General features: G+C 30.7%; 10 protein-coding genes. 3 read left to right on the top strand and 7 right to left on the bottom strand.

What is annotated here, in order from left to right; translation table 11 throughout:
* Positions 1-223 precede the first annotated feature (223 nt).
* The 6 genes from AAGD36_RS01345 to AAGD36_RS01320 form a co-directional block, all read right to left on the bottom strand.
* On the bottom strand, positions 224-7,963 hold the full coding sequence (locus AAGD36_RS01345; protein ID WP_341755618.1) for a Ulp1 family isopeptidase: 7,740 nt from the start codon (positions 7,961-7,963) through the stop codon (positions 224-226).
* Positions 7,964-8,012: 49 nt separating this feature from the next.
* Complete coding sequence (locus AAGD36_RS01340) at positions 8,013-10,076, bottom strand: hypothetical protein (protein WP_341755617.1); 2,064 nt, start codon at positions 10,074-10,076, stop codon at positions 8,013-8,015.
* Positions 10,077-10,096: 20 nt separating this feature from the next.
* Positions 10,097-10,594 (bottom strand): hypothetical protein, encoded by a 498-nt coding sequence (locus AAGD36_RS01335; protein ID WP_341755616.1) that lies wholly within the window; start codon positions 10,592-10,594, stop codon positions 10,097-10,099.
* A complete protein-coding gene (locus tag AAGD36_RS01330) occupies positions 10,581-13,559 on the bottom strand; it encodes a hypothetical protein (RefSeq protein WP_341755615.1) in 2,979 nt (992 codons plus the stop codon). Before AAGD36_RS01330 ends, AAGD36_RS01335 begins: the two co-directional genes overlap by 14 nt.
* Before the next feature lie 41 nt (positions 13,560-13,600).
* The gene (locus AAGD36_RS01325) at positions 13,601-15,688 is read right to left on the bottom strand and encodes an ankyrin repeat domain-containing protein (RefSeq protein ID WP_341755614.1); all 2,088 of its coding nucleotides are present in this window, start codon (positions 15,686-15,688) and stop codon (positions 13,601-13,603) included.
* A 142-nt stretch (positions 15,689-15,830) separates the two neighbouring features.
* Positions 15,831-18,437 carry a hypothetical protein gene (locus tag AAGD36_RS01320; protein WP_341755613.1) on the bottom strand — a complete coding sequence of 869 codons (2,607 nt, stop codon included), beginning with the start codon at positions 18,435-18,437 and terminating at the stop codon, positions 15,831-15,833.
* A gap of 315 nt (positions 18,438-18,752) precedes the next feature.
* Between AAGD36_RS01320 and AAGD36_RS01315 the strand changes: the two genes are divergently transcribed.
* The 3 genes from AAGD36_RS01315 (at position 18,753) to AAGD36_RS01305 (ending at position 24,120) form a co-directional block, all read left to right on the top strand.
* Positions 18,753-21,761 (top strand): hypothetical protein, encoded by a 3,009-nt coding sequence (locus AAGD36_RS01315; RefSeq protein ID WP_341755612.1) that lies wholly within the window; start codon positions 18,753-18,755, stop codon positions 21,759-21,761.
* A 266-nt stretch (positions 21,762-22,027) separates the two neighbouring features.
* The gene (locus tag AAGD36_RS01310) at positions 22,028-22,738 is read left to right on the top strand and encodes a hypothetical protein (protein ID WP_341755611.1); all 711 of its coding nucleotides are present in this window, start codon (positions 22,028-22,030) and stop codon (positions 22,736-22,738) included.
* A 566-nt stretch (positions 22,739-23,304) separates the two neighbouring features.
* The gene (locus AAGD36_RS01305) at positions 23,305-24,120 is read left to right on the top strand and encodes a MobA/MobL family protein (RefSeq protein ID WP_341755610.1); all 816 of its coding nucleotides are present in this window, start codon (positions 23,305-23,307) and stop codon (positions 24,118-24,120) included.
* 134 nt (positions 24,121-24,254) lie between these two features.
* Here AAGD36_RS01305 and AAGD36_RS01300 read toward each other — a convergent pair whose 3' ends face one another.
* Positions 24,255-24,470, bottom strand: a complete 216-nt coding sequence (locus AAGD36_RS01300; protein WP_341755609.1) for a hypothetical protein — start codon at positions 24,468-24,470, stop codon at positions 24,255-24,257.
* Positions 24,471-24,648: the final 178 nt, after the last annotated feature.

Below are 24,648 nucleotides of genomic sequence, written 5' to 3'. Positions count from 1 at the left end.
TTTTCCTCTCTGCTCATTTCTGCAGCTTGTTCAATTTTTTTAGATTGAGAAAACGGGAAATAGCCATATATAGATAATAAAATTATATCAATCATTTTATACGATAAAGTATAACACATAAACTATGAAGCACTAAGTAATATAATGCATATCGTAAAAATCTAAGATTGTGGGTAAAGCTAAGCCTTTACTAGACGGTTACGGATATTCATATGTATTAGATTTAGAGAGTTGACTCGAATTGATCCTCACATTCGCCGAGTAATATCTTTTGCTCATTATTCTCATTTACACCTAAATTCTCAATAATATTGTTATATGCTTTATGATATTTTTCTGAGCTTTTTTGAATAGTAAGATATATTTGTTCAGTTACAATATTATATAATTCGGTTTTGAGAATATTTTTTAAAACTTCTTGTAAATTGCCATTTTCAATACTACCTTCTAAATTATTAAACACAGAATCAATTTGACGTGCAAGACTAACAAATTGATCTAGTTCTGCAATGGCAGTATTAGGAACGGCTTGCAGCAACTGAGTTAAACTACCAGCCGCAAGTCCTTTTTGCAAGTTATTGCGTATATCATTAACCTGCTTGACAGTAGTAACAAACTGGTCTAATTCTGTAATGCCAGTATTAGGAACGGCTTGCAGCAACTGAGTTAAACTACCAGCCGCAAGTCCTTTTTGCAAGTTGTTGCGTATATCATTAACCTGCTTGACAGTAGTAACAAACTGGTCTAATTCTGCAATGCCAGTATTAGGCACGGCTTGCAGCAGCTGAGTTAAACTACCAGCCGCAAGTCCTTTTTGCAAGTTGTTGCGTATATCATTAACCTGCTTGACAGTAGTAACAAACTGGTCTAATTCTGCAATGCCAGTATTAGGCACGGCTTGCAGCAGCTGAGTTAAACTACCAGTCACAAGTCCTTTTTGCAAGTTGTTGCGTATATCATTAACCTGCTTGACAGTAGTAACAAACTGGTCTAATTCTGTAATGCCAGTATTAGGCACGGTTTGCAGCAACTGAGTTAAACTACCAGTCACAAGTCCTTTTTGCAAGTTGTTGCGTATATCATTAACCTGCTTGACAGTAGTAACAAACTGGTCTAATTCTGCAATGCCAGTATTAGGCACGGCTTGCAGCAGCTGAGTTAAACTACCAGTCACAAGTCCTTTTTGCAAGTTGTTGCGTATATCATTAACCTGCTTGACAGTAGTAACAAACTGGTCTAATTCTGTAATGCCAGTATTAGGCACGGTTTGCAGCAACTGAGTTAAACTACCAGTCACAAGTCCTTTTTGCAAGTTGTTGCGTATATCATTAACCTGCTTGACAGTAGTAACAAACTGGTCTAATTCTGCAATGCCAGTATTAGGCACGGCTTGCAGCAGCTGAGTTAAACTACCAGTCACAAGTCCTTTTTGCAAGTTGTTGCGTATATCATTAACCTGCTTGACAGTAGTAACAAACTGGTCTAATTCTGTAATGCCAGTATTAGGCACGGTTTGCAGCAACTGAGTTAAACTACCAGCCGCAAGTCCTTTTTGCAAGTTGTTGCGTATATCATTAACCTGCTTGACAGTAGTAACAAACTGGTCTAATTCTGTAATGCCAGTATTAGGCACGGTTTGCAGCAACTGAGTTAAACTACCAGCCGCAAGTCCTTTTTGCAAGTTGTTGCGTATATCATTAACCTGCTTGAGAGTAGTAACAAACTGGTCTAATTCTGCAATGCCAGTATTAGGCACGGCTTGCAGCAGCTGAGTTAAACTACCAGTCACAAGTCCTTTTTGCAAGTTGTTGCGTATATCATTAACCTGCTTGACAGTAGTAACAAACTGGTCTAATTCTGTAATACCAGTATTAGGCACGGTTTGCAGCAACTGAGTTAAACTACCAGCCGCAAGTCCTTTTTGCAAGTTGTTGCGTATATCATTAACCTGCTTGAGAGTAGTAACAAACTGGTCTAATTCTGCAATGCCAGTATTAGGCACGGCTTGCAGCAACTGAGTTAAACTATTAGCCACAAGTCCTTTTTGCAAGTTGTTACGAATCTGATTAATCTTCTGTGCTACATCAATAATATTATCCAGTTCCGGGATGCCTGTCATTTCACCTATGCCTTGCAGTGCTTCCAACATTTTTGTAGCACTACCGGATTTTATACCATTACGGAATCCATTAACTTTACTAGCTACGTTTACAATATCGTCTAATTCCTTAATCCCTGTATTAGGTATTGATTCCAATATTGCCGTTAAACTACCAGTTTCAAGACCTTTTTTTAAAGATATAGCAACTGAAATATATTTTTTTACGTCTCCTAATCCTAAACTTTTAAAATCTGCCTTCTCAATAGTTTTATCAATTATTTGCTTTGACAAACCATCAAATAATGATTTTGTTTTTTGTGTAGCCTCATTAACTTTTTCTAAAGTTTTTGTTAATTTAACTATAATTTTATCTACTTTATCAGCTAGTTTATTACATATTTTTCCAAAAGTTCCAGTAAAACTCCTTAAACTTTTAGACACTTTTTGGCATGCCGTTATACCACCATTAATTACACTAGGCATCTTTGCTATAGCACCTATACCCATAGTAACTAAAGTTATACCCACAGATATACCTTTCTGTTTAGCATATGATTCCCTAGCCTCTTTATCAAAACTTTCACACTTATCAGCAAATAAATCTATTAGGTTACTGATTATATCTGATATACCTTCTGAAACACATGTAGATGCTATTGGACACAAAGCAGGAGCCGCTGGGGGAAAAGCGACTGCTGAAGCATACAAAGCAAGACCAGCTGCAATTTGTGCATCTGCAGCTATTACTTTTTCTAGTGGAATATCTCCTATTTCTTTTACTTTAAAAATATATTTTAATCCTATAGAAGAAAGTTCTAGTAATTCTAGTTTTTTTATTATACTTTTTAATTGTTCTTCTAATTCTTTAGCTTTCTTTACATTTTCTTCAGCCTCTTTCTTGGCTTCTTTATCCTCAATCTTATTTAAATCAGTATTCCCACCAAAATCAATAGTCTTTAAGTCAAGATTAATTATTGATTTAACAGCTATATATCCAGCAGCTTTTTTAGCACATTCCTCTAATGAAGTTTTGTTACTTTGAATATATAAGATATATGTTGTAAGAGCTGTTATTTTAGAATTTAAATGATTTATTAACAAAGAATTTTTAAGTGACCCTTCCTTTTCTAAAATTTTAATAGGTTCATAATTATTCTCTTGATATTTTATAAGGGAATCTATAACAACTACTAATTGATTTATAAAAATAGTTTCATTTTCTACTTCCTTAGATTTTGTATAATCAAAATTAAGTATTGGGGAATATAAATTCCTAATGTTTTTACTATCTTCCTCAGATTCAATATTAAAATACTCTATATATTTATCTATATTATTTTCTATAGCTTTTTTATCTTCAATCCCAGCATTTAACAATGGTTTAAGTAAATCTATAACCTTTTCTTGAAAATTATTTTCATTATCTTTTTGTTTTTGTATATCAGGGGGTAATAAATAAGCAGTATTTAATATCAAGGAATATAACTCTTTATTTTTTTCTATCCCCTCTTTAGCTTTATCTAGGTTTCTTTTTGCCTCTGATATTACAAACTCTCTAGTACTTTTATCTTTAAGATTTAAAAATGGTAGAATAGATTCTACTGCCTTTTCCAGCACACTTTCAGCTGCTTTACCCAATTCAACCTCAGTAAAAGCTAAAAGATAGTAAGCTCCCGGAATCATCATTTCGTTATTTTCTAAACTTATAGCTTTTTGTAAAGCTTTTTTCGCAAGAGTAAACTCTCTTTGATTTATACAATAACCACCTATGTCTATTAAATAAAACGGATTCTCAATTACTTCTAAAGAACCATTTTCATCGTCTTTTTGCGTAAAATATCCTCTTATATCTACTTGAAAATCCTCAAATTTCTTATTAATTTTCTCTATATATCCTTTATCAAGAGTTTCTTTGTCATCTAAGTTTAAATCTTTTAACCAAAAACCCCAGCGTTCTTCAATTGCTTTTATTACTATATAAAACCAATTAATTCCTTCATTATCTTTTTTTAAGTCTTTACACAACTGAGAAAATTTATTAAATAACTCATCAGCTATATTTATTGATTCTAATCTAAGGTCTATAATTTCAGAAACTCTTTGATTCTCAATTTCGTTCCTACATCCTTCGATCATTTCAATATAATCTTGCTTTGAACAATCCTTATTATTTTTCCTTAACCATTCATCCACATATTCCTTTAATTCCTTTATAAACTTATTTTCTTTTAAAATTAATTGACCTGTCCCTGGTTTTCCTTGCCGTGAAGTTCTGCCTAAAGCTTGTTCTTCTACTCTTTCATTTGGTGGTAAAAAAGTTAAACATAGGTGCATCCCATTATTAGCTTCTAATGTTGGAGAAATTTTTATATCTGTACCTCGTCCAGCTAAATTAGTTGCTACTAAAATATCTCCTACTTCCATTTTTCCTTCTGTTACATTTGATTGATCATCTTTCAAATAACATTTCAAATCCCCTTGCTTATCCTGTAATTTTTGATGCAAAGAAATTCTGTTATATATTAAGTTTGCTTCTTCAATCGTTTCACATATAATAAGTACCGCTCTTTCCTTAGCTCTAGAAATAGTATCGCTTGTTATAGATTCAAGCCATTCATCTTCTGATTTTTTTAATATTGTTGGCTCTTTTGTAAAAATTTTCTTCTTGAATGTTGGAATCTCTAAAAAATCAATTCCATTATAAGATTTACTGAGTAATTCTCTTTCTTTATCTCCACCTAAAGTACCAGTTAAACCAAAAATAGAGGGTTGTTCTTGACCTTTTTCTCCTTGTGAATCAACAAAATGTTTAACATATCTTTTTACAAAACCTATATTAGAAATATAACTTGTATTACAACTTTCTGCTGTTAAACGAAGTCCATGTTTTAATTGTAAAAATTGCTGTAATCCATTTGACCAAATTGTTCCCTTTTGGATAGTGCCAGTATTACTAGCATCAACAGGGGCAATGATCAATTCCTCTCCATTTTTTTCTAGCGTATATTCTCTATCTACTTGATAGATAAATGCAGCTTTAAAAGCATTATCAACCCACTTATCTACCTGAGATGATGATGTATATTCTTCTAGGTTTGATTCATCTTCAGATTCCTTATTTTTATCCTCTGAGTTCTCTTTACTCTTAACTGGCTTCTTTCTTTCAAGTGCTATAGTACTTTTTGGTACATTTAAAACTTCTTTATTAAAACAATTATCTGCTTGAAATGACAGATATTTTTTTAAATGTACTGGCAGTAAAATATCAAATTCCTTTTCACCCTTAACACCTTTATCGTCAATAGAAGGTAATATTAATTTTCCAGCATCAATCAACTTTTTAACTTTAGTTACAATTTGTTCTTTAAATGTCTTATAACTTTTTATTTGAGTTAAATCTTTCTGAATAAGTTGAGTTAAAAGCATTATATTTGGTGATAGTTTTTTTACCTCATGCCATATATAAACTAAAAATGGTTCTAAATACTCCATTCCAGGGAGAGGTCCAGATAATTTTGCTAAATGACCTCCATTATCAACTAGCATGCTATCTGCTTCATCTACTATTACTACATCAAAAGCCCTTTCTTTATTTTGCTTTCCTCTTGTTTCTAAATCTTGATGTTCATGTTTTAGTAGGTCAAACTGGAAATTACTAATACTTCCATATAAAATATCTGCCTCATAACATTCCTTAGGTCCTCTAATATAGGTTAAATCCATCCCATTATGAGATACAGATAAACCGAATAATTTGTATAAACTTTCCTTTTCTGAAGCGTCCCTTTCTGCTAAAATTCCTGAGCTAGTTAAAACATCTACCTTCTTACCTTGAAGAGCTTTAATAATTGCAAGTACAGATACTATGGTTGATTTTCCCTCTCCTGTTTTTATTTGTTCAAGTCTTCCATTTTTCTCAGCATCAAAAAATGATAATACAGATATTATCTGTGTATCTCTTAAAGTATGACCATTACCACCTCGCTCAAAGGTATCTATATAATTAGCTCTATTAACTACAGCTATACATTCTTCTATTGACTTCGTTTTAATATCAGTTTCTTTCCATTTAAGAATGTCATCTTTTGAAAAATTTTTATATTTAGTTATTTCATTTTTTACTATTTTTAGCTTCGTTATTAGTACTTCAAGCTGTTTATGAAATTTCTCATCTTTATTTAATTGTTTTAATTCTGTCAATCTATCCTGATCTTCTACAGCTAAAGAATCAGGTAATTCTTTTTTTATTGTATCTCTTAATTCTTTACTATTTGGATGTGTACCATGTATACTAAGCTCTTCAACGTAACGATATGCTTCCTTGTAATTTTTTAGTTCAAAGCTTTTATGGGCTATAGTATACAAAACTTCTGATTTATAAGTTTTTATCTCAGTATTTGATCTATCTAATTTAATTAACTTATCAAGTTCTTTTAATATTTTTTCAGCCTCTTGTTTATAAGAGTCAAAGTCTTCATCAATCACTAAATCTTTTTCAACTTCTTCAAATTGAATTTGAACATTTTTGAATAAGTCTTGAGCTTCTTTTTTACCTTGCTCAACTTGTTGAGTAATTATTGCATTGTGATTTTTCCTTACAAAATAAGCATCTTTTGCAGTACAAAATTTAATGCTCTGAAAATTATCAACTAAGTATTCTTCTCCACTCTCTTGGATAGTTCTTGCTATGATCTTAAGGTTTTCAAGACACATAGGACCACAATTATAACTATCTTTTTGATCCTTTATTTCACTGTGAATAAAATCGGTATCTGCTAAATCTATCCCTATTTCCTTAAATTCCCTTTTAAATTTTTCAGCGACATATTTGTGTGTATTACCAAGAGAATCCTTGAATAAAAATTTAACTCTTCCTTTGTAATTTAAAATACATATAGCTATCCAATGATTATTATTAACATTAAAAGAAATATATTTAGGAGAATTTATAAAAGGTTGATTGGTATTAGCCTCAATCTTTGAGTAATTATTGTATTGTAATTCTTTTTTGTGGTTATAATCTGACTCCTTACTTTCAAGCGACTCCTTTCTCTCAAATACTATAGTATCTTTTGGTATGCTTAAAACCTCTTGAACTCCAACATTTATAGTTTTTATAAAATCATTATCTATTAAACTATAAGTTAATCTTTCTATATATTGATAAGTTCCTACGTCACAATAAGGTGCTAGTATCTTTTTACCTATAATCCGCATGTGATCATCATTATACCACTCATCATCACTTATTTGCTTTGCTTTTTCTCCACATATTTTTTTTAATTGAGATTCATTATCAATGATTTTTTCTAAATTTCTTTTGAAAAAAATGTGCTTTTGTGGAGGTAATAATGTTTCATAAAACTTATATATTTGCTTTATACTATTTAAATCATTCTCTGAAATTTCTTCTTGAGATAATAAATTTTCTTTAAAACCTTTTTTTGCTAAGCATTTTATTATTTCAACAGCATCGGAATGTTTGAGGCTATCACTTGGTAAAGATTGAGATTTATTAGGGTCTAAAATTCCTTTAGTAATAATGCTTATGTTCTTAATACTTTCAATACTAACAAAATCTAAATCTCCTTTGCCATATTTAAAAAGCTCATTAAACTCTTGAACGTTGTTATTGTTTTTATATTTCTCTTTTAACTCCTCTAATTCTATCTGTAATTTTTTTGATTTTTCTTTTATTTTTTCTAAATCGTCTTTTGATTTACTTTTTATGCCTTTAAGAGATTCTTTTAACTCACTAATACTATCATTATTTTGAATAGCATTATAGTATCTCATAAATTCTACATCTTCCTTAGCTTTCACTAAAAATGAACTTATTGACTTTTTTGATTTTTCTTTCATGTAAACACCTGTAATATGTACAAATATTTAAAAGCAAAGTTATCAACTTTTACTCACCATACCATATATCAGCACTAGATCTACTTTCTACTCCAATGTCACCAGCAAGTACGCTTTCTTGAGCAACTGAATTACTCGCATATAACTCATCTAAAATATTACCTAACTGTGCATTACTATTTTCTAACTCAGCTTGTTTATCTTTTAGTGTTTTATTTTCCTTTACTAATTTTTGATAATTATTTTCTAGTTCTCCTGTTGCATTATTTTTGTCAAAAAATGTCGATGAGATGGTTAAACTAGATATTTTTGTTCCACCATATAATTTTGTCAAAATTTTCTGATTATCCTTATCAAAATCTAATTTATTCTTTAAACTAAGCAGTTCTTTTACTCTTAATGGATCTGCTTGCTCTGGCTGATACGTACTACCAAGTAGAGAAGCACCTTTAATACTCATTTCAAGAGTCTGATTTAGTGATTTTTCTCTTTGCTCTAAGGTTTGTTCATTATTGATCTTAATGATTAACTCTCTTATTTCTGTTTTTGCCTTAGGCATATTGAATAGAGCTAATCCATTTTCATCTTTTACCTTACCTTTAATATCTTTAAACACCTGATGCTCATAGTTATTTATAGATTCCTGAATTACATCAAACTTTTCTTTATTTGCTACTAATCCTTCCCTTATTGCTCCCAAATCAAATTCTGAATTAATTTCCTCCATCTTTGCCATGCACTTTGCATGAATTTCATTTCTATGTTCTTCAGCTTTTTTGAAGTTTGTATCACATTCATCTCTTAACTGATTTACATTAGCACTTACTTCCTGTATCTGAGTACTCGTCTTATCGTAAATTCTTTTTCTATCTGCTTTTGCTTCCGCAAACCCCTTATCTAATCCTTCTTTTATCTTCTTTTGTCCCTCATCTAACTCATCTAATCGTAGTTTATTTTCTTCATAAAATTGTTCCCTTTGAGCTTTCGCTTCCAAAAATCCTTTGTTAGCCTCTTCTCTTGATTCCTTAACCTCTTGATGAGTTTTGTTTAATAATTCCTGAGCTACCTTGTGTTTTTCAATTCTATCTATTGATGCCTCCTCAAATTTTGCTTTAGCATCAGCTCTTGAAATCTGAACTTCTTTATTTAATTTATCTAATTTTTCTTGTTGTAATTTATAAATAATATCTCTTTGTTCTTGTGCTTTTGCAAACTTCTCATCCGCATCCTTTCTTGACACTACTACTTCATCTTGAATTTTATTTAATTTATCTTCTGTTTTTTGATATAATTCTTGTCTCTCTGAGGATGCTAGTTCAAATCTTGTATTGATTTCTTCTCTTGATTTTAATAATTCTGCTTTCTGTTGTTCAAATCTTCCTTCTCTATCTCGCATTGCTTCTTCAAATTTTAAATCTTGAAATGCTTGTAGTCCTGTAAGGGATTGCTTTTGTTCTTCATGCTTTGCCCTCCTGTCTTCCATTGCCTCTTGAAAATTTTTTTCAGTTTCCTCTCCTAACCTTTGTACCCCATCTTTAACTTCTTGCAATTTATTCTCTAAATCTTGCTGAATTTTTTTTCTATGATTAATTGCCTCCTTAAAATGCTGGTCTGCTTCTTCTTTGGCCTTCAGTATATTTTCATCTAAAATTTTAGTTTTTCCCATTAGTTCTTGGTGCTTATTAGCCATATCTTGTAATAATTCTCCAAATCTCATATCAAACTTATTGTTTGATTCTACAATCTGTTGATGATTCTTCTCTAATCCCACTTTTATTGCGTCAAAGTTCTTTTTATTTTCCTGTTCTAACTTTTCAAAATTACTTTTAGTTTCCTGTTGAAATTTACTAAGCATTTCTTGCGTAACATTAGCTTTTGCAATCATTGCATCAAACTTAGCCTTTCGATCTTCACTGGCCTTATTAAAATTTTCTATTATTTTTGTTTGGTTATCTGCCATTTTCTTTATAATAGTAGTATTCTTTTCTATTATCTGTTGATGATTTTTACTGTTTTGCTCAAGGAGCTTTTTAAACTCTGATTCCATTTTTTTTCGTAATTCTTCAAGCATTTTCATTACTTCTGTATGATTATTATCTATGATTCTTTTCATTATTTTGTACCTTTTTCAATTTAATAATTAAACTCTAACTCTTCTTTTACAGACTGATAGAATATGCTACTTACTCCTTTAGCTTTTTCCAAAATTTCCTTATAAACCTTATTTTTATATTCTAATGTTCTTTCAAATTTTGCATTCAAAAAAGCTCTTTCACTCTCTATATTATTGTTAACTTTATCTAATACATTTTGTGTTTCTAAATAAATTTTTTTCTTTTCTAATAAGCTATCCTTAATTTTTTTATTTAAAATTTTCCTCTTTAGCATATTATCATTATCTAAATAGCTATTACTCTCACATATTAAATTTTCTAACTTTTTTTCTGCCTCAGCTCTTAAATGAAAAACCTTTTGCATCGTCTTTCTAATTTCTTCTTCTGTTTCCTCATAAACTTTAATCCTTTGCTTAGAAATAATTTCCAACGTATCATCTGCTACCTTCTTAATTAATAAAATTTCCTTAATTACTTTTTTAAATTCAAGCCTATCTATATTATCAGGAACTCTCATGTAACAGCTCTCCCATTATTTTTGTTTGTATATTCTCTAAGTATGTATTTCCTTCATTTGCAGAAAATGATTTAAATATCTCTTGTATTTCTGTTTTAAGCTCTTCTCTATCTATTTCTGAAGTAGCAATTAACTTTTGCAACTCAGAATTTTCTGACATCATGACTTCTATCATCTTCTTTAACTCTTTTGGTTTATTTTCTAGTAGATCATTTAATTCATTACGATGCTCTTCCGCTACCACTACCTGATTAAGGATGAAAGATAGTATATCCGAAGAGTTACTATTAATACTCTGCAAAGTTTTTTCAACATGTTTATCAAAATCTAATTTATTCTTTAAACCAAGCAACTCTTTGACTCTTAATGGATCAGCTATTTCTAGTTGATATGTACTACCAAGTAGTGAAGCACCTTTAATACTCATTTCGAGAGCTTGGTTCAGTAATTTTTCTGCTTGATCTAAGGATTCCACATTTTTGATTTTAACGATTAACTCTCTTATTTCTGTTTTTGCCTTAGACATGTTAAATAAAGCTAATCCGTTCTCATCTTTTGTCTTACTCTTAATTTCTAAAATTTTTGGATGAGTATTCTTTTGTAACTGATCTTCAAGCGAGTCAAAGTTTTCCTTTCTTGATTGCAATAACTTTATACATGCATCTCTTTGCACAATAGTAGATTGCAATTCCTCTAGTTTTTTATTTACTTCTGCAAAAGTCTCATTTCTATGCTCTTCTGCTTGCTTAAAGTTTACATTAATCTCTTCTCTAGCTGTGTTTACCTTCTCATTAACTAACTTAAGCTCTGCTGAGGTCTTATTGTAAGTCTCATTTCTACGCTCTTCTGCTTGTTTAAAATTTGCATTAATCTCCTCTATAGATGTGTTTACCTTCTCATTAACTAACTTAAGCTCTACTGAGGTCTTATTGTAAATCTCACTTCTATGTTCTTCTGCTTGCTTGAAGTTTGCATTAATCTCTTCTCTAGCTGTATTTACATTCTCATTAACTTTTTGTATTTTAGCACTTGTCTCTTCATAAATTCTTTCTCTATCTGCTTTTGCTTCCACAAAACCTTTGTCTAATCTCTCTTTTATCTCTATTTGCCACTCATCTAACTTATCTAAGCATCCCTTGTTTTCTTCATAAAATTGTTCCCTTTGAGCTTTCGCTGCCAAAAATCCTTGTTCCACTTCGTTTCTTGCTTCTAAAACTTCTTCTAAAACTACTGTTAATTTCTCTTCTCCTTCCTTGTATTGCTCTTGTCTCTCCTTTGCAGCTTTCTCAAAAGCCGCATCTGCTTCTCTTCTTTGTTCCAAAATATCATTTTCTATTGTTTGTAATTTCTTCTCCTGAGCTTCAGATTGCTCTTGTCTTTCCCTTGCTGCTGCCTCAAAAGCCGCATTTGCTTCCTCTCTCTGTTGCAAAATTTCATTTTCTATTGTCTGTAATTTATTTTCTTGAGCTTCAAATTGCTCTTGTCTTTCCCTTGCTGCTGCCTCAAAAGCATCATCTGCTTCTTTGCTAGCTTCTAAAATTTCACTCTCTATCTCTCTTGATTTTTTGTCTGAATCATTAATCGCCTGCACAAATAATTCTCCACTTGACACTTTTAGTTCTTTAATAATATTGACCTGATTGGAATTTTGTTCATGTCTCTGCTTAGATGCAGATTCACACTTTTCTATAAAATCCTGTCTATATTGTTTGATATCAATAATTAATTGTTCTGAAATCTTATGATTACTTTCGTAAATTTTCTGCCTATTATCTTTCGCTAATGCAAAGTTTTCTTCCATTCCTTTAGCATGTTCAGAATATTTTTCTATTAGGTTGTTAAATTGTGCTTTACTAATTTCGAATCTAGAATTTCTTGCTTCCTGAATATTGCTAAACTGCTTTTCCATTGCCTCTCTTGAAGTACCAATTTCATTGCATAATTCTTCCATTTCTTCTGCAATTCTTTCATTTAATTCAGTTATTTTTTCTTTCGTAAAATTAAATTCTTCTTGAAATTCTTGCTGTAACTTTTCTATAGAATCTTGAATATCCCCTTCTTTTGTAATGAGTTCATCATACTTCTCTCTCATATCATCAAAAGCTTCTTGGAATTTTCCTATAATTTCTTCATTTTCATCAAGTTTAACAAAAATATCATTAAAACTATCCATTTGTGCTTGATAATTAGTTGTCATATCCTCACTTAACTTTTTAAAATTCTTCTCTAAATCAACTTTAATTTTATTTATCGATTCTAATTCTTCATTAAAATTATTAGTTGTTATATTTGTATATTCTTCTAATTTTTTTACGTGTTCTTCTTGTAATTTTTCAAACTGTGCTTTGTTTTTTTTAGAGAAAATATCTTTTAAATCTAATTTTTGTCCATCATCAAAAGTGATTTTCTCCGTAGATAGATTTTTTAATTCATTAATTGCTTTGTCTAAATCAAAACTTTCCGCCTTTTTATCATCCAAAAGATTGGCTATTTCAGAAAGTTTTTCTTGAATCTTGCTTTTATTAAGTTGTTTAATTTTCTTCGCCTCATTCGTATTAACCATATGCAATGATTCTGTTATAAATATGGTCTTTAATTCTCTTTTTCTCATGTTAAGAGCAGCAATTGCTACTGCAGTAGCAGTTGCTGTAATTATAGGTATTGCTGCACCAAAACTCAAAGCAATTGCTACTGCACCAACTGCTAAGCCAGCCGCTATAGCTCCAATTATAGCTCCTGCCTTAGCAGCTGGTGTGGGTTCTTCTAACCACTCTAGGTTAAATACCCCATCTTCATCTGTTCCTTTTTTATGATCATAAACTCCATAATCCCAATTAATTCTAGACCTTATATCACTAGGATTTTCATAGTGTCTCCAATGAGTCTTACCTTTATGATTAGAACCACCAGCCCCTGCAATACCAGCCCAAGCACTATTTTTTTTTACAATTATTTCAAAAGTCATAATTTACCTCTTATTGTTCTTTTTTGTAATAAATTGTAACATTAAAGCTCCATACCTTGGTCTGTCGCTAATCCAATAAGATCCGTATTATTAGGATCAATAACGAGACCTTGCTTGATTATAGGTACATAGATGGTTGGTTCATAATTATGATCAACTAAAAACTTCGCATGTTGATGCAAATATTTACTGCTTTGAGGATGTAGTTCAGTTAGTTGAGCATGGTATTTTTCTTTCTCTTCCTTTGTTACATGAAAATTTTGTGTTAACATTTCAAGTATATTTGTACGAGTAGATATATACTTGAAATACTCTGTCTCTTGACCCTCGATGTTTTGTGATGCTTCTAATGCTGCTTTATATGATTTTTGATTTAGATAGGCTGTACATAAATTATTTTGATATATATTATCTTTTAATAACTCTGTTGCTTTCTTGAAACTTTCTTCTGCAGCCCTATTGTTTCCTTGTTCTAAATATTCTTCTCCTCTTCTATTAAAAACTAATGACATAATATCTTTAATATTTTCGTCTTGAGGATTAAGTTTTTGTGCCGCTTCTAAATATGAGATTGATTTATCTAATTTATCTAATTCTTTTTCACCTAAACAACACCAAGCTAAATTAATTAATACTAGCTTCTTATTATCACCTTCACTATACTCAAGTGCTTTTTGAAAGAAAGAATCAGCTTCCTTATAATTCTCATTGTTATAAGATTTAATGCCTTTCTCTGTATAAAGTTCGCATTTTAACTGATCTATTTCTTGATTTCGTAAGCTTAATGGTTCCAAATAACTTAATGCCTTCTCAAACTCATTTGACTTCATTAATAATTTACTTATCTGTATACTACAATCAGTATCATGTGGTTTTAATGCTAGAGCTTGCTCAAAATATGTTATTGCAGCCGTAGGGTCTAGTTCTTGATGGATATAAGCCCGTGCTCTACAAACTCCAAAGTTACAAAGCTGATCATCTCGTTTCATTTCTAATGCCTTTTGGTATTCTTCAAGAGAGTTTTCGTATTTGTATTCACCATGACTCTTCTGACCAGCATCCATGAATTTTTTAAAATTATTCTCGTTTTTAATTCTTTTAGTAAGAGTAGTCTGTAAGATTTTTATTTTTTCTGAAGGAAATACTTCATAAGCTTGGTTTGCCAGATCAAAAGCTTGGTCGTAATTTTCTTTTGTTTGTTCTGCAATAGACTTATTATATAATTTCTCAGCTTCCTGTTTAATCTTTTCTTGCTTATCTCTTTCTTGTTGCTCTCTTTGCTCTCTTTGCTCTTTTGCTGCTATTTCTGCTAATTTTATTCTTTCTTGCTGCTCTCTTTGTTCTTTTTGCTCTTTTGCTGCTATTTCTGCTAATTTTATTCTTTCTTGCTGCTCTCTTTGCTCTCTTTGCTCTTTTGCTGCTATTTCTGCTAATTTTATTCTTTCTTGCTGCTCTCTTTGTTCTTTTTTTTCTTGCTGCTCTCTTTGCTCTTTTGCTGCTATTTCTGCTAATTTTATTCTTTCTTGCTGTTCTCTTTGTTCTTTTTTTTCTTGCTGCTCTCTTTGCTCTTTTGCTGCTATTTCTGCTAATTTTATTCTTTCTTGCTGCTCTCTTTGTTCTTTTTTTTCTTGCTGCTCTCTTTGTTCTTTTTTTTCTTGTTGTTCTCTTAGTAACTCTACTATACGAGTCTTGCCATTCTTTGCTGCACATTGTGAAGGAGTGTGATTATAAATATCTGTAATAGTAAGATCAGCCCCCTTATCCACTAGTAACCGTACTATGTTACCATGTCCAAAGAATGCTGCCAAATGTGCAGGAGTATTACTATACTGAAATTCTTGCATATTAACATTAGCCCCCTTATCTAGTAGTAACTCTACTATGTTAGTGTAACCTTTCTCTGCTGCATCATGTAAAGGAGTCTTACCATAGTTATTTCTCATATTAATATCAGCCCCCCTAGTCACTAGTAACTCTGCTATGGCAATATGTCCAAACCATGCTGCCAAATGTAAAGGAGTAATACCCTCATCACTATCTTGCTCATTAATATTATACCCTTGATTCAGTAATGACTTTACTAAATTAATATCCCCGTGGTGTGCCGCATCATATAATCTATTACCCATATCATCCTCCTATACAATAAAATTGTTAAAATCTCCAAATTTATAAAACCTAGTATATAATTTACTGATTAAATCTAGATTTTATGTATGCTATTTGCTATCATAATTTATAGTTAATTGTGATTACTAAAACTTAATCTGATTACATAATATCTTCACCATAAACAGGTGATATACTTCCTACTAATTCACAATTTATTTTACCAAAAAATGGTAATCTCAAAGTTTCAAAGCTTTCCTGAACATTTTCTTCAAAAGAAACATACTCGTTAATAATTTCCTCTATATCCAAAGAAAGTTTTTCTCTTGTTTTTTCTACAGTTTCTTTAATTTCTCCTTTTTTTCTAATACCACCATTTTCTGCTCTTTTTTCACTAGCCATCATATAACTACTTTTATGGCCACAATTTATTAATGAAATTTGTGCTAAATTTTGTACAAAACTATAAAATACTTCTACTACGGTATCACCATAATATCCTCCAATTCCTACCTGCCCATCAGCACCAGCATCACCTTTTGTACCTTCGTTTATTTCTTGCTTTATAACTATATCTTTTCCTGCAAGATCAAAAATTCTAATTCTACCTCCAATGCCACCATCTCCACCTTCTCCTCCAAGACCTGCATCTCCACCTTTTCCACCTACAGCACCACTTTTAAGGTAATATGTATTTTTTCCTTTGCCTACTGGTAAATCAAACGAACGATCCGCATTTTGTATATTATCCAGCATTGCATTTACTCCTTTTGCCCCTTCTGCCCCATCTCCACCTTTTTGACCATTTCCTCCCTTGCCACCATTAGATATTATCTGTAAATTCTCAATTTGGTCAAATTCTTCTCCTAAACCAAAAAAATTTCCTCCAGCTAAACCAAATAAACCTTTGAGTCCATGCTCACCACAGTCTCCATTATTTGAGCCATTAGAAGCTTTTTCCACACCATTAGGGTAGGATTCTTGGCTTGAACCACTTATATTAATTGTTACACTACTTTTAGTCACAACCCATTTAGGAGCTACAATAGTAAAATTAGATGATTGGAGTTTTTCTGAAGTAAGGTCATCATCTAAAATAAAACTATTTAAGGAATAAACTTTTATTGCTTTTAAATTTTCTACTGTTATGCTTTCGTCTCTTTCAATCTTAGCCTTTATAGAAGACATCTCTATAAAATGTCCTTTACAAATAATTGTTCCACTTTCAAAAACAGGTTCTAGCTTTTTAGAAAGCTCAAACAATTCCTTTAAGGAATTAGCTAAATATGTACCTAATTCAGGTAATACCTCTATATATTTTTGTGTTGGACTAAAACTCTTATTGTTACTTTCTTCCATAAGAGTATTAAAAGTATCAATCACCTTATTAGTACTTTCACATTGCTCTTTAGTCTTTGGACTCAAAATATCATCATCTATTACCTCTAAAAATTTTATTAAACTTGTTGGAGTAGTACCCATTTTAGAAATTTTCTCTAAAGATTTTTGAATTTTTTTTATCTCATCTACATTATGAGTTTCCTTTAGTGTTTTACTTATAGATTTATCTATCCCTTTCTTGATTTCATCCGATAATTTTTCATACAGTTTTTGTTGCACATGATTAATATAATCCCCTAACTGACCACTATGTTCCTTAGACACCACAATTTTTATATTGGCAGTCTCATGAGACATAAATTCTAGTTTATTGTTAATAATATCCAAAATATTAGATTTCTGATCAACATCTATAGGACCTTCTTTGTTTGGAGATTTAAAAGTAGCAAATATATTATTCTTAATAATATACTCTAAGACTTGTACTTCGTTTTTAGACAATCCTTCAGACTTAGATTTAATAAATTCCTCTAATTTTGATTTCACAAGAATTTCTGATGATTGACTAGTTTGCTTTTCTTTTAATGATTCTAGCTCTCTGTTGTATTCTTGCAATTCTTTCAAACAGTCCTGTATATCATCTTCTGAATCTGAAATTTTTATTAATTTTTTATTTTTTAAAATATCTTTTTCAAGCTTTTTTATTTTATTAGCTAGTTCATCTGTAACTTGAGTTATTACTATTCCTATAGATTTACTTAATTCTTCTAGTGCTTTTTGATTTTTGAATGCTCCACAAAAATTACCTAAAGCTTTATAGCTCTTAAAAAAATTCGCACCTCTGCCCGTAGGATCAGTTAAATCACTATAAGAACAAACTAATAATATTTTTATATTTGATACCCCCTCTGTTACATATTTACGAAAAAATAAATTTGCAATATCGATAGCTGCTCCCCTGCTATCACCAAAACCAGGACTATCGACAAAACTATAATTAGCACCATCTGGAGAATATACTTCTGGATACAAAGTTTCCGATATATTAGTACTATGACCTATATTAAATCCTCCTGGCAAGCTGTTGCTTATTAATTTTATTTTTAGTTTACCATCTATATATTCTCCTGCTAACTCACTACCATTTAAATAATTTATTAATGTGCTTTTTCCTACACCACTAGTACCCACTATTAATACTTCGCTATCTTTTTTGATAAGATGATAATCAGCTTTTGCAAACTCATCCATTTCCTTTTTGCCATGTTCTACAAAATCTATTAACTCTTTCTCACTATAATTTTTACCATCCGGCAATTCTATTCTTACTACTAATTTGTCCTGACTTTGTAATTCTAAGGAGTTTGCTCTACTTCTTAAAATTGGTGTTTTAAAATCCTTTAGTTCTTTATGTTCCTGTGATTTCATGTTCTATACCTATAAAATGATAATTAAAATTATTACACTTGTAAAAAATTACTTAAATGTGTTTTTTTCAAAGCATTAGTTCTCTATAAGTTTGAATAGACAGCTTTAACTTTGTCCATTTTCAAAATATTAAATTGGGAAATTATTATTACCAATGCTCACAAAATCAGTAGGTACTGTACGTAAGTAAAAAATACTTAGAGATAATTTTAAAAATCTTTCTATTTATCTTTGCATTTAAAACAGATACCTATAATCTTAAATTGGAAATTTTTAACCTTGTAGGATAATAATAGTTAAAATAAATTAGATTTTATGGAAGACAAAGAGATACTGTGTCCACAAGAAATTTATGAAAAATATCTGATGACTATTGATGGCATAAGATTCACGCCAAGGGAAATAGATATAACAGCATGCATTATGCATGGGAAAAACACCAAAGGAATAGCTAGTTTTCTATCAAGCGAAAATAACCCTCTTGAAACTAGAACTATTGAGAGTCACATTCTTAATATTAAACGAAAAATAGGAGAAAATGCCCGAGAAGGAATTATTAATTTCATAGAAAAATCAGATAAATATAAATTATTACGGAATTATTATTTAAGTTTGTTAATTCAACAAGAATTTAAGAAAATCTTGAAGGACATTTTAATATTAACAAAGTCTGATAAGCGATTATTTCTTATTGTTTTACAAAGGTTAGGAAACGATCGCTTAAACTTGCTGATCAATAAACTATGTACTGATTTGCGACTTATAGGCATAACAGTTTCTACAGAGTTTCAAGAAGATTTTAATAATACTCCTATAGTAGTATGCTTAAAGCATAAGGAGATCAGTGCTACAGGTCTACAATTAAAACAATGCACAATCTATGCTCTAGCTGTAAATGAAGCTAATGTACCTGACCAAGAGGGACATAGTTCTATCATTGTAGATGATGATAAAGAGATATCTAAAGTGTTCTTCCTTTTAGCAAAAGAAGAACAGTGTATAAAAATGTTATCTAAACAAACAAGTCAAACTAATTTTGAATATATTAATCCCTCACGATACAAACAATATCATTTTTTGTTTCTTGAAATCATCACAAGACTTTTCCCTAACACAAATATCGAGAATATTATCCGTAAGTTTAAGGAAAGATATAGTAATATAATAGAAAACTCTAGTTCAATTTATCCTATACCTCCTCCGGTAAATAGAGATGTACAAGGTAACACAAAAAATATTTATATATTAGTATTCAGTGTAATTAGCATAATTGCTTTGGTAATGTTTTGTCTTTGCTTTTTTACACTTGAACCTAAAGCAAAAGTTAATAAAACTATTAGTAGTCAAGGAGAAGAATCACTATCGCTTACAGCACAAAAGCCAACAATATATACTAAAAACCTGACGACTTGGAATATACCTAGACAAGATCATATTTTTATCGGCAGAGAAAAATTATTGGATGATCTATATAATAAATTACATCACAATCATACACCACAAACAGTTAGTAGTTTAGCAATTACTGCATGTGCTGGGCTTGGGGGAATCGGCAAGACACAATTAGCCTTGCAATATATTACTCATACAAAATATCCTTATACACTTAAAGTTTGGTTTCCTGCAGAGAATGTTGATCATTTATACAACAAATATGTTGAATTTGCCAAATTATTAGGATATGCGGAAGTCAACTATACCAAAGAAAGCATTATTGCTTATGTTAAACAATGGCTAATTGACAATCCTGGATGGCTTTTAGTTTATGACAATGTCAACAACTATCGTGAAATTGAAGCATTTTTACCAAAAGCTGGCGGATATGTTATTTTAACAACTCGTCAACGTAATTGGCCAACCAATTTTTCAATACTGCCTATTGATGTTATGACAGAACAGGAGGCTGTAAAAACAATAAGGTTCTTAATACAGCAAGATACAGCCGAAGAACAAAATGAAATAAAAAAATTAGTAGAAATTTTAGGATACTTACCATTAGCACTGGTACAAGCTGGTGCTTATATTAGGCAAAATCATATAACTATCCTAGAATATTTAGATATTTATAAGAGTCATGAAGCAGAATTACTAGCAAGCAATATTTTGCCGGAAGGTACAAATAACCATCCTGTTGCCATAACATGGAACATTAGTTTAGAAGCAATTGTTAGAGAGACTAAGATTAATAATGAACCACCAATAGCTATTGAGCTTTTAACAGTATGTGCCTACCTAGCACCCGATAAAATATCTCGTAAATTATTGCTTGCATGGCTTCAAACCGCTTATCCTAGTTTATCATCTCCACAACTAACATTAAACAAGCACATTGCTTTACTGTGGCAATATTCCATGATCAATTGTAATGATAATGATCATATTGCTATTCATCGCTTAGTGCAGGCAGTGTTACGTCACCAACTCCAGCAAACCATAGATAGTAAAAATAATATTTGTTCTACATTAAATTTAAGATGGTTTGAGTCATTATTGCAGTTTTTTATAGATAATGAACATGAATTTAAACTTACCAATTCCTTTCAACAACTTATTGAAACTAACCAACAGTTTAAAAGTAAATTTAAGGATAACTATAATAAAAATCTTGCGGCAATGGATTTAATGACTTCTTCTGTCTATTTTCATCAAGAAAAATATCAAGAATTTCTAAAGATTCTTGATGAGGTCAATAGATATTTGCAGAAAACTAATGGCTTAGAAATGTTAAAATGTAAAATTCTATATTTATACTCAGCATATTTTTGTAAAATCGGTAATTATCAAAAGGCTGACGAAAAAATAAATGCAGCAATTAACAGATATAATAATATAAAAGTAAGTAAGTCAATAAAGGATAATGATCTAAAAAATTTAAAGGCAAACTTATTGTTTAATAAGGCTACTCTTGGTTTAGTCAAAAATAACACAACAACTAAGACTAATAGGAATAAACTAGAAATAGAGATTTTCATTAAATCAATTCAAGAAGCAATAACACTATTTAACAAGACTCATAACACTAGAGGTTTTTTGCGATCAATAGCATTGTATGGGAAACTACTTATGTTAACAAACCAAGCTGATAAAGTGATAATAGAGTTTAATAAATATAATAACCTAATTGAGGAAATAGCTGATGATAGCACAAAAATATTTTTTTATTTAACTTATTCTGATGCTTATTTTAGCAGTGGAGATTACAATAAAGCCTTGAATTATTGCAACAAGGCAAAACAACAAGCAGAAAAACTACATCTTGAACAAGAACTAAATCACATTCATCATAAGGAAAAAACTATTAAAATGTTATTACAAAAAAGTTAACTACATTTTACTATAGCCATTTATCCCCGAACTATAACAATAAATTTACCCACTGTCTCCGTTTTACCGCTGATCTATCGAATTTCAAAAAAAATACTCTAGGTGCTAAAACTTCTCTGGACTCTACTAGTGATTAGGGTAGTATATTAGTAGTGACCCACGTGGTGTGGTGTTCAAGTACCGAGGTTAGAAGCAAAGAAACGGAAATTTTTTAGTTCTAACCTCAGTGTCTACTTTTCGAAACCCAAAAAATAGGAGTTAATTCTATGTTGAGTGATACTGAAAATCAACAAAATAATAATAAACAAGATAAATTAACAAGTGATATTTCTTTTGAACTAGAACAAGCTGTGTTAAAACTGATTAATAATTTAGACAAAATAAACCTTGCACATATCAATCTACTTAACATAGCTTTGGAAAATGCTTTAGAAAATAATAAAACGCTAACTCACATAAATCTTCGTAATAGTAACATTGACGATGAAGGAGCAAAGATAGTTGCGAAGTTTTTGCAAAACAACAATATAGTAACCAAAATAGATTTAAGCAACAACAATATTAGCTGTGAAGGAGTAAGTCACCTTGTCCCAGTGTTAAAGAGTAATAATACTTTGGACGAAATGAACCTTGCAGATAATTATATTAACGATCAAGGAGCAGACATACTAGCCAAATTTTTAGCAAATAATAGGACTCTCAAGCGAATACATCTCGATAATAATCATATTGGTCCTAGTGGGAGTTTTAAACTTTGTAAAGCTTTAGAACTTAATAGTACTCTAACCGAAATAACGCTTAATGGCACTTTGTTGTATCATAATGAGGCAGAGGAGCTTGTAAAAAGTTTAAAGAATAAAAAGATTGTCAGCAAAATAATGTTAAGTTTTTATGACCACGAAAAATATGATATGAATTCTAATTATCATAAACTATTAGAGTTATTAACCGAGACTTATAATAACTACATAGAATAAATATAAACTAGAAAAAATTCCACTACTTTTTCAGTTAGTCTTGTATTGTTATTTTCCTGAAGACTAACTGAAATCTAAATTTATTGGTTTTATTACCGATCTTACTTACCTTAGCAAATTTCAGATAAAAAATCACCCACCAAAAGTAGTCTTTTACTAGTTCAATCTGCCTTTAAAGCAGTTTTATATTATTACAAAATCATTAAGTATTTCCAGTATATTTGTAATTTATATCTTTTCAAATTTTGTTTAGATTTATACCGTTCTTTTTTTACACCTAACTCATATTTTCTACCTATAGCTATTTTTTAGATAAAGCATTTTTCTTTTTTTAATACTCTTTCTTCTATTCCCACCCACCCTACCTAAACCTATCAGGGAGATTCTGCTGCCTATATGAAGCTTACCAATAAAATAAACTAGGTAGTTACAAGTTAGGTTTTAGCATTTGCTTTTAGAATCCCTCTACCCGCACTTGGGCAAACTAGGTAAACCTAGTTTGCCTGCGCTCAAAGATTCGGTTCTTGTCATGCTATTACCCAAAACTCACGGCTTAGTTAGATAGTATGGCAATATATCACTGTAGCAAATCAGAAGTACAAAGAAGCAAAGGACACAATGCAGTTGCAGCAAGTAGCTATATTTCAAGAAGTAAATTGCAGTTTTTTACAACTGACCGTAAAACAGGAGAAAAACGTACTGTTACCTATAATTTTAGCAGCAAGAAAGGACTTGTTCATAGCGTAATTCTAGATCTAGAGGGTTCTCCTAGTTGGGTGTATGATAGACAAGAATTATGGAATAGAGCAGAAAGTAGTGAAACAAGAAAAAATGCTGAGACCGCTAGAAAGCTAACCATAGCCTTACCAAAAGAATTAACTCAACAACAGAATACTGAACTTACCGAACACTTTGCTTCTGAGTGCCTAGTTAGCCATGGCATGATAGCAGATATAAACATTCATTATGACAATCCAAATAATCCTCATGCCCACATTCAGATGACTACTAGAAAACTATTACGTTTAGAAAATGGCGAAGTAATTTTTGGTGAGAAAGGACGTGATTGGGGAAGAAGAAATTTTTTATATTATTATCGGGAAAATGTAGCCTATTTCATCAACCAATATTTAGAAAAATATGGTCATTTAGCTAAGGTATCGCATTTATCACATAAAGCAAGAGGAATTGATTTAATACCGACTATCCATGAAGGAACAGCGTGGTATATAAAAGATTCGAAGCTAAAATTAACAAATGTGCAAATACTAAAAGAAAATGCCGCAAAGATTAGAGAAGATATAGAATTAGTTTTTCAGAAATTATCAATTAACAAGCCAGTTTTTACTAAGGAAGAAATTGCTATAGTGCCGATACGTTAGCTGTAGATCTTGAGTCAGGGCAAGCGGATAAACAAGGATTTCAGCAACGTTTAAGAGAGATAAGTAAACAATTAGTAGCAGAAGATTTAGCAACAGAAAATATTAAGGAAAGTCCTGTCCAAAATTTAACTATTTTAGCAGTTAGAAAATATTATAATTTCAGTGCCGCTTGCAGTTGTTATGTGTAACTCTGTTCTATCTACCTGATTCGGTATAAAAATCTTCTCGCCTAAGTGAAATTTAGCGATATCCGGTAAATGATTACTATTACTTGCGTAAACATTTTGCATGATTTTTTTAAGATTTTCGATATCTTTTGACTTGTTAAATTTGACAACAATTCTTCGCATATAATCCCCTGTAGTATCTGTATTGTAGGGGAGTTATTATATCATAAAAAATCACAATTTGCATCATATTTTATTCCCACCAAATTTTATATTCCCAAAAATTCTTTATAAACACACTTTACATATAAAAATATATTATATATTTTATACAAAGTATATAACTTTAATAATAGAACAG

This window comes from Candidatus Tisiphia endosymbiont of Ptychoptera albimana, from assembly GCF_964026605.1.
GTDB lineage: Bacteria > Pseudomonadota > Alphaproteobacteria > Rickettsiales > Rickettsiaceae > Tisiphia.
This window is presented reverse-complemented; position numbering and strand designations above follow the sequence as displayed.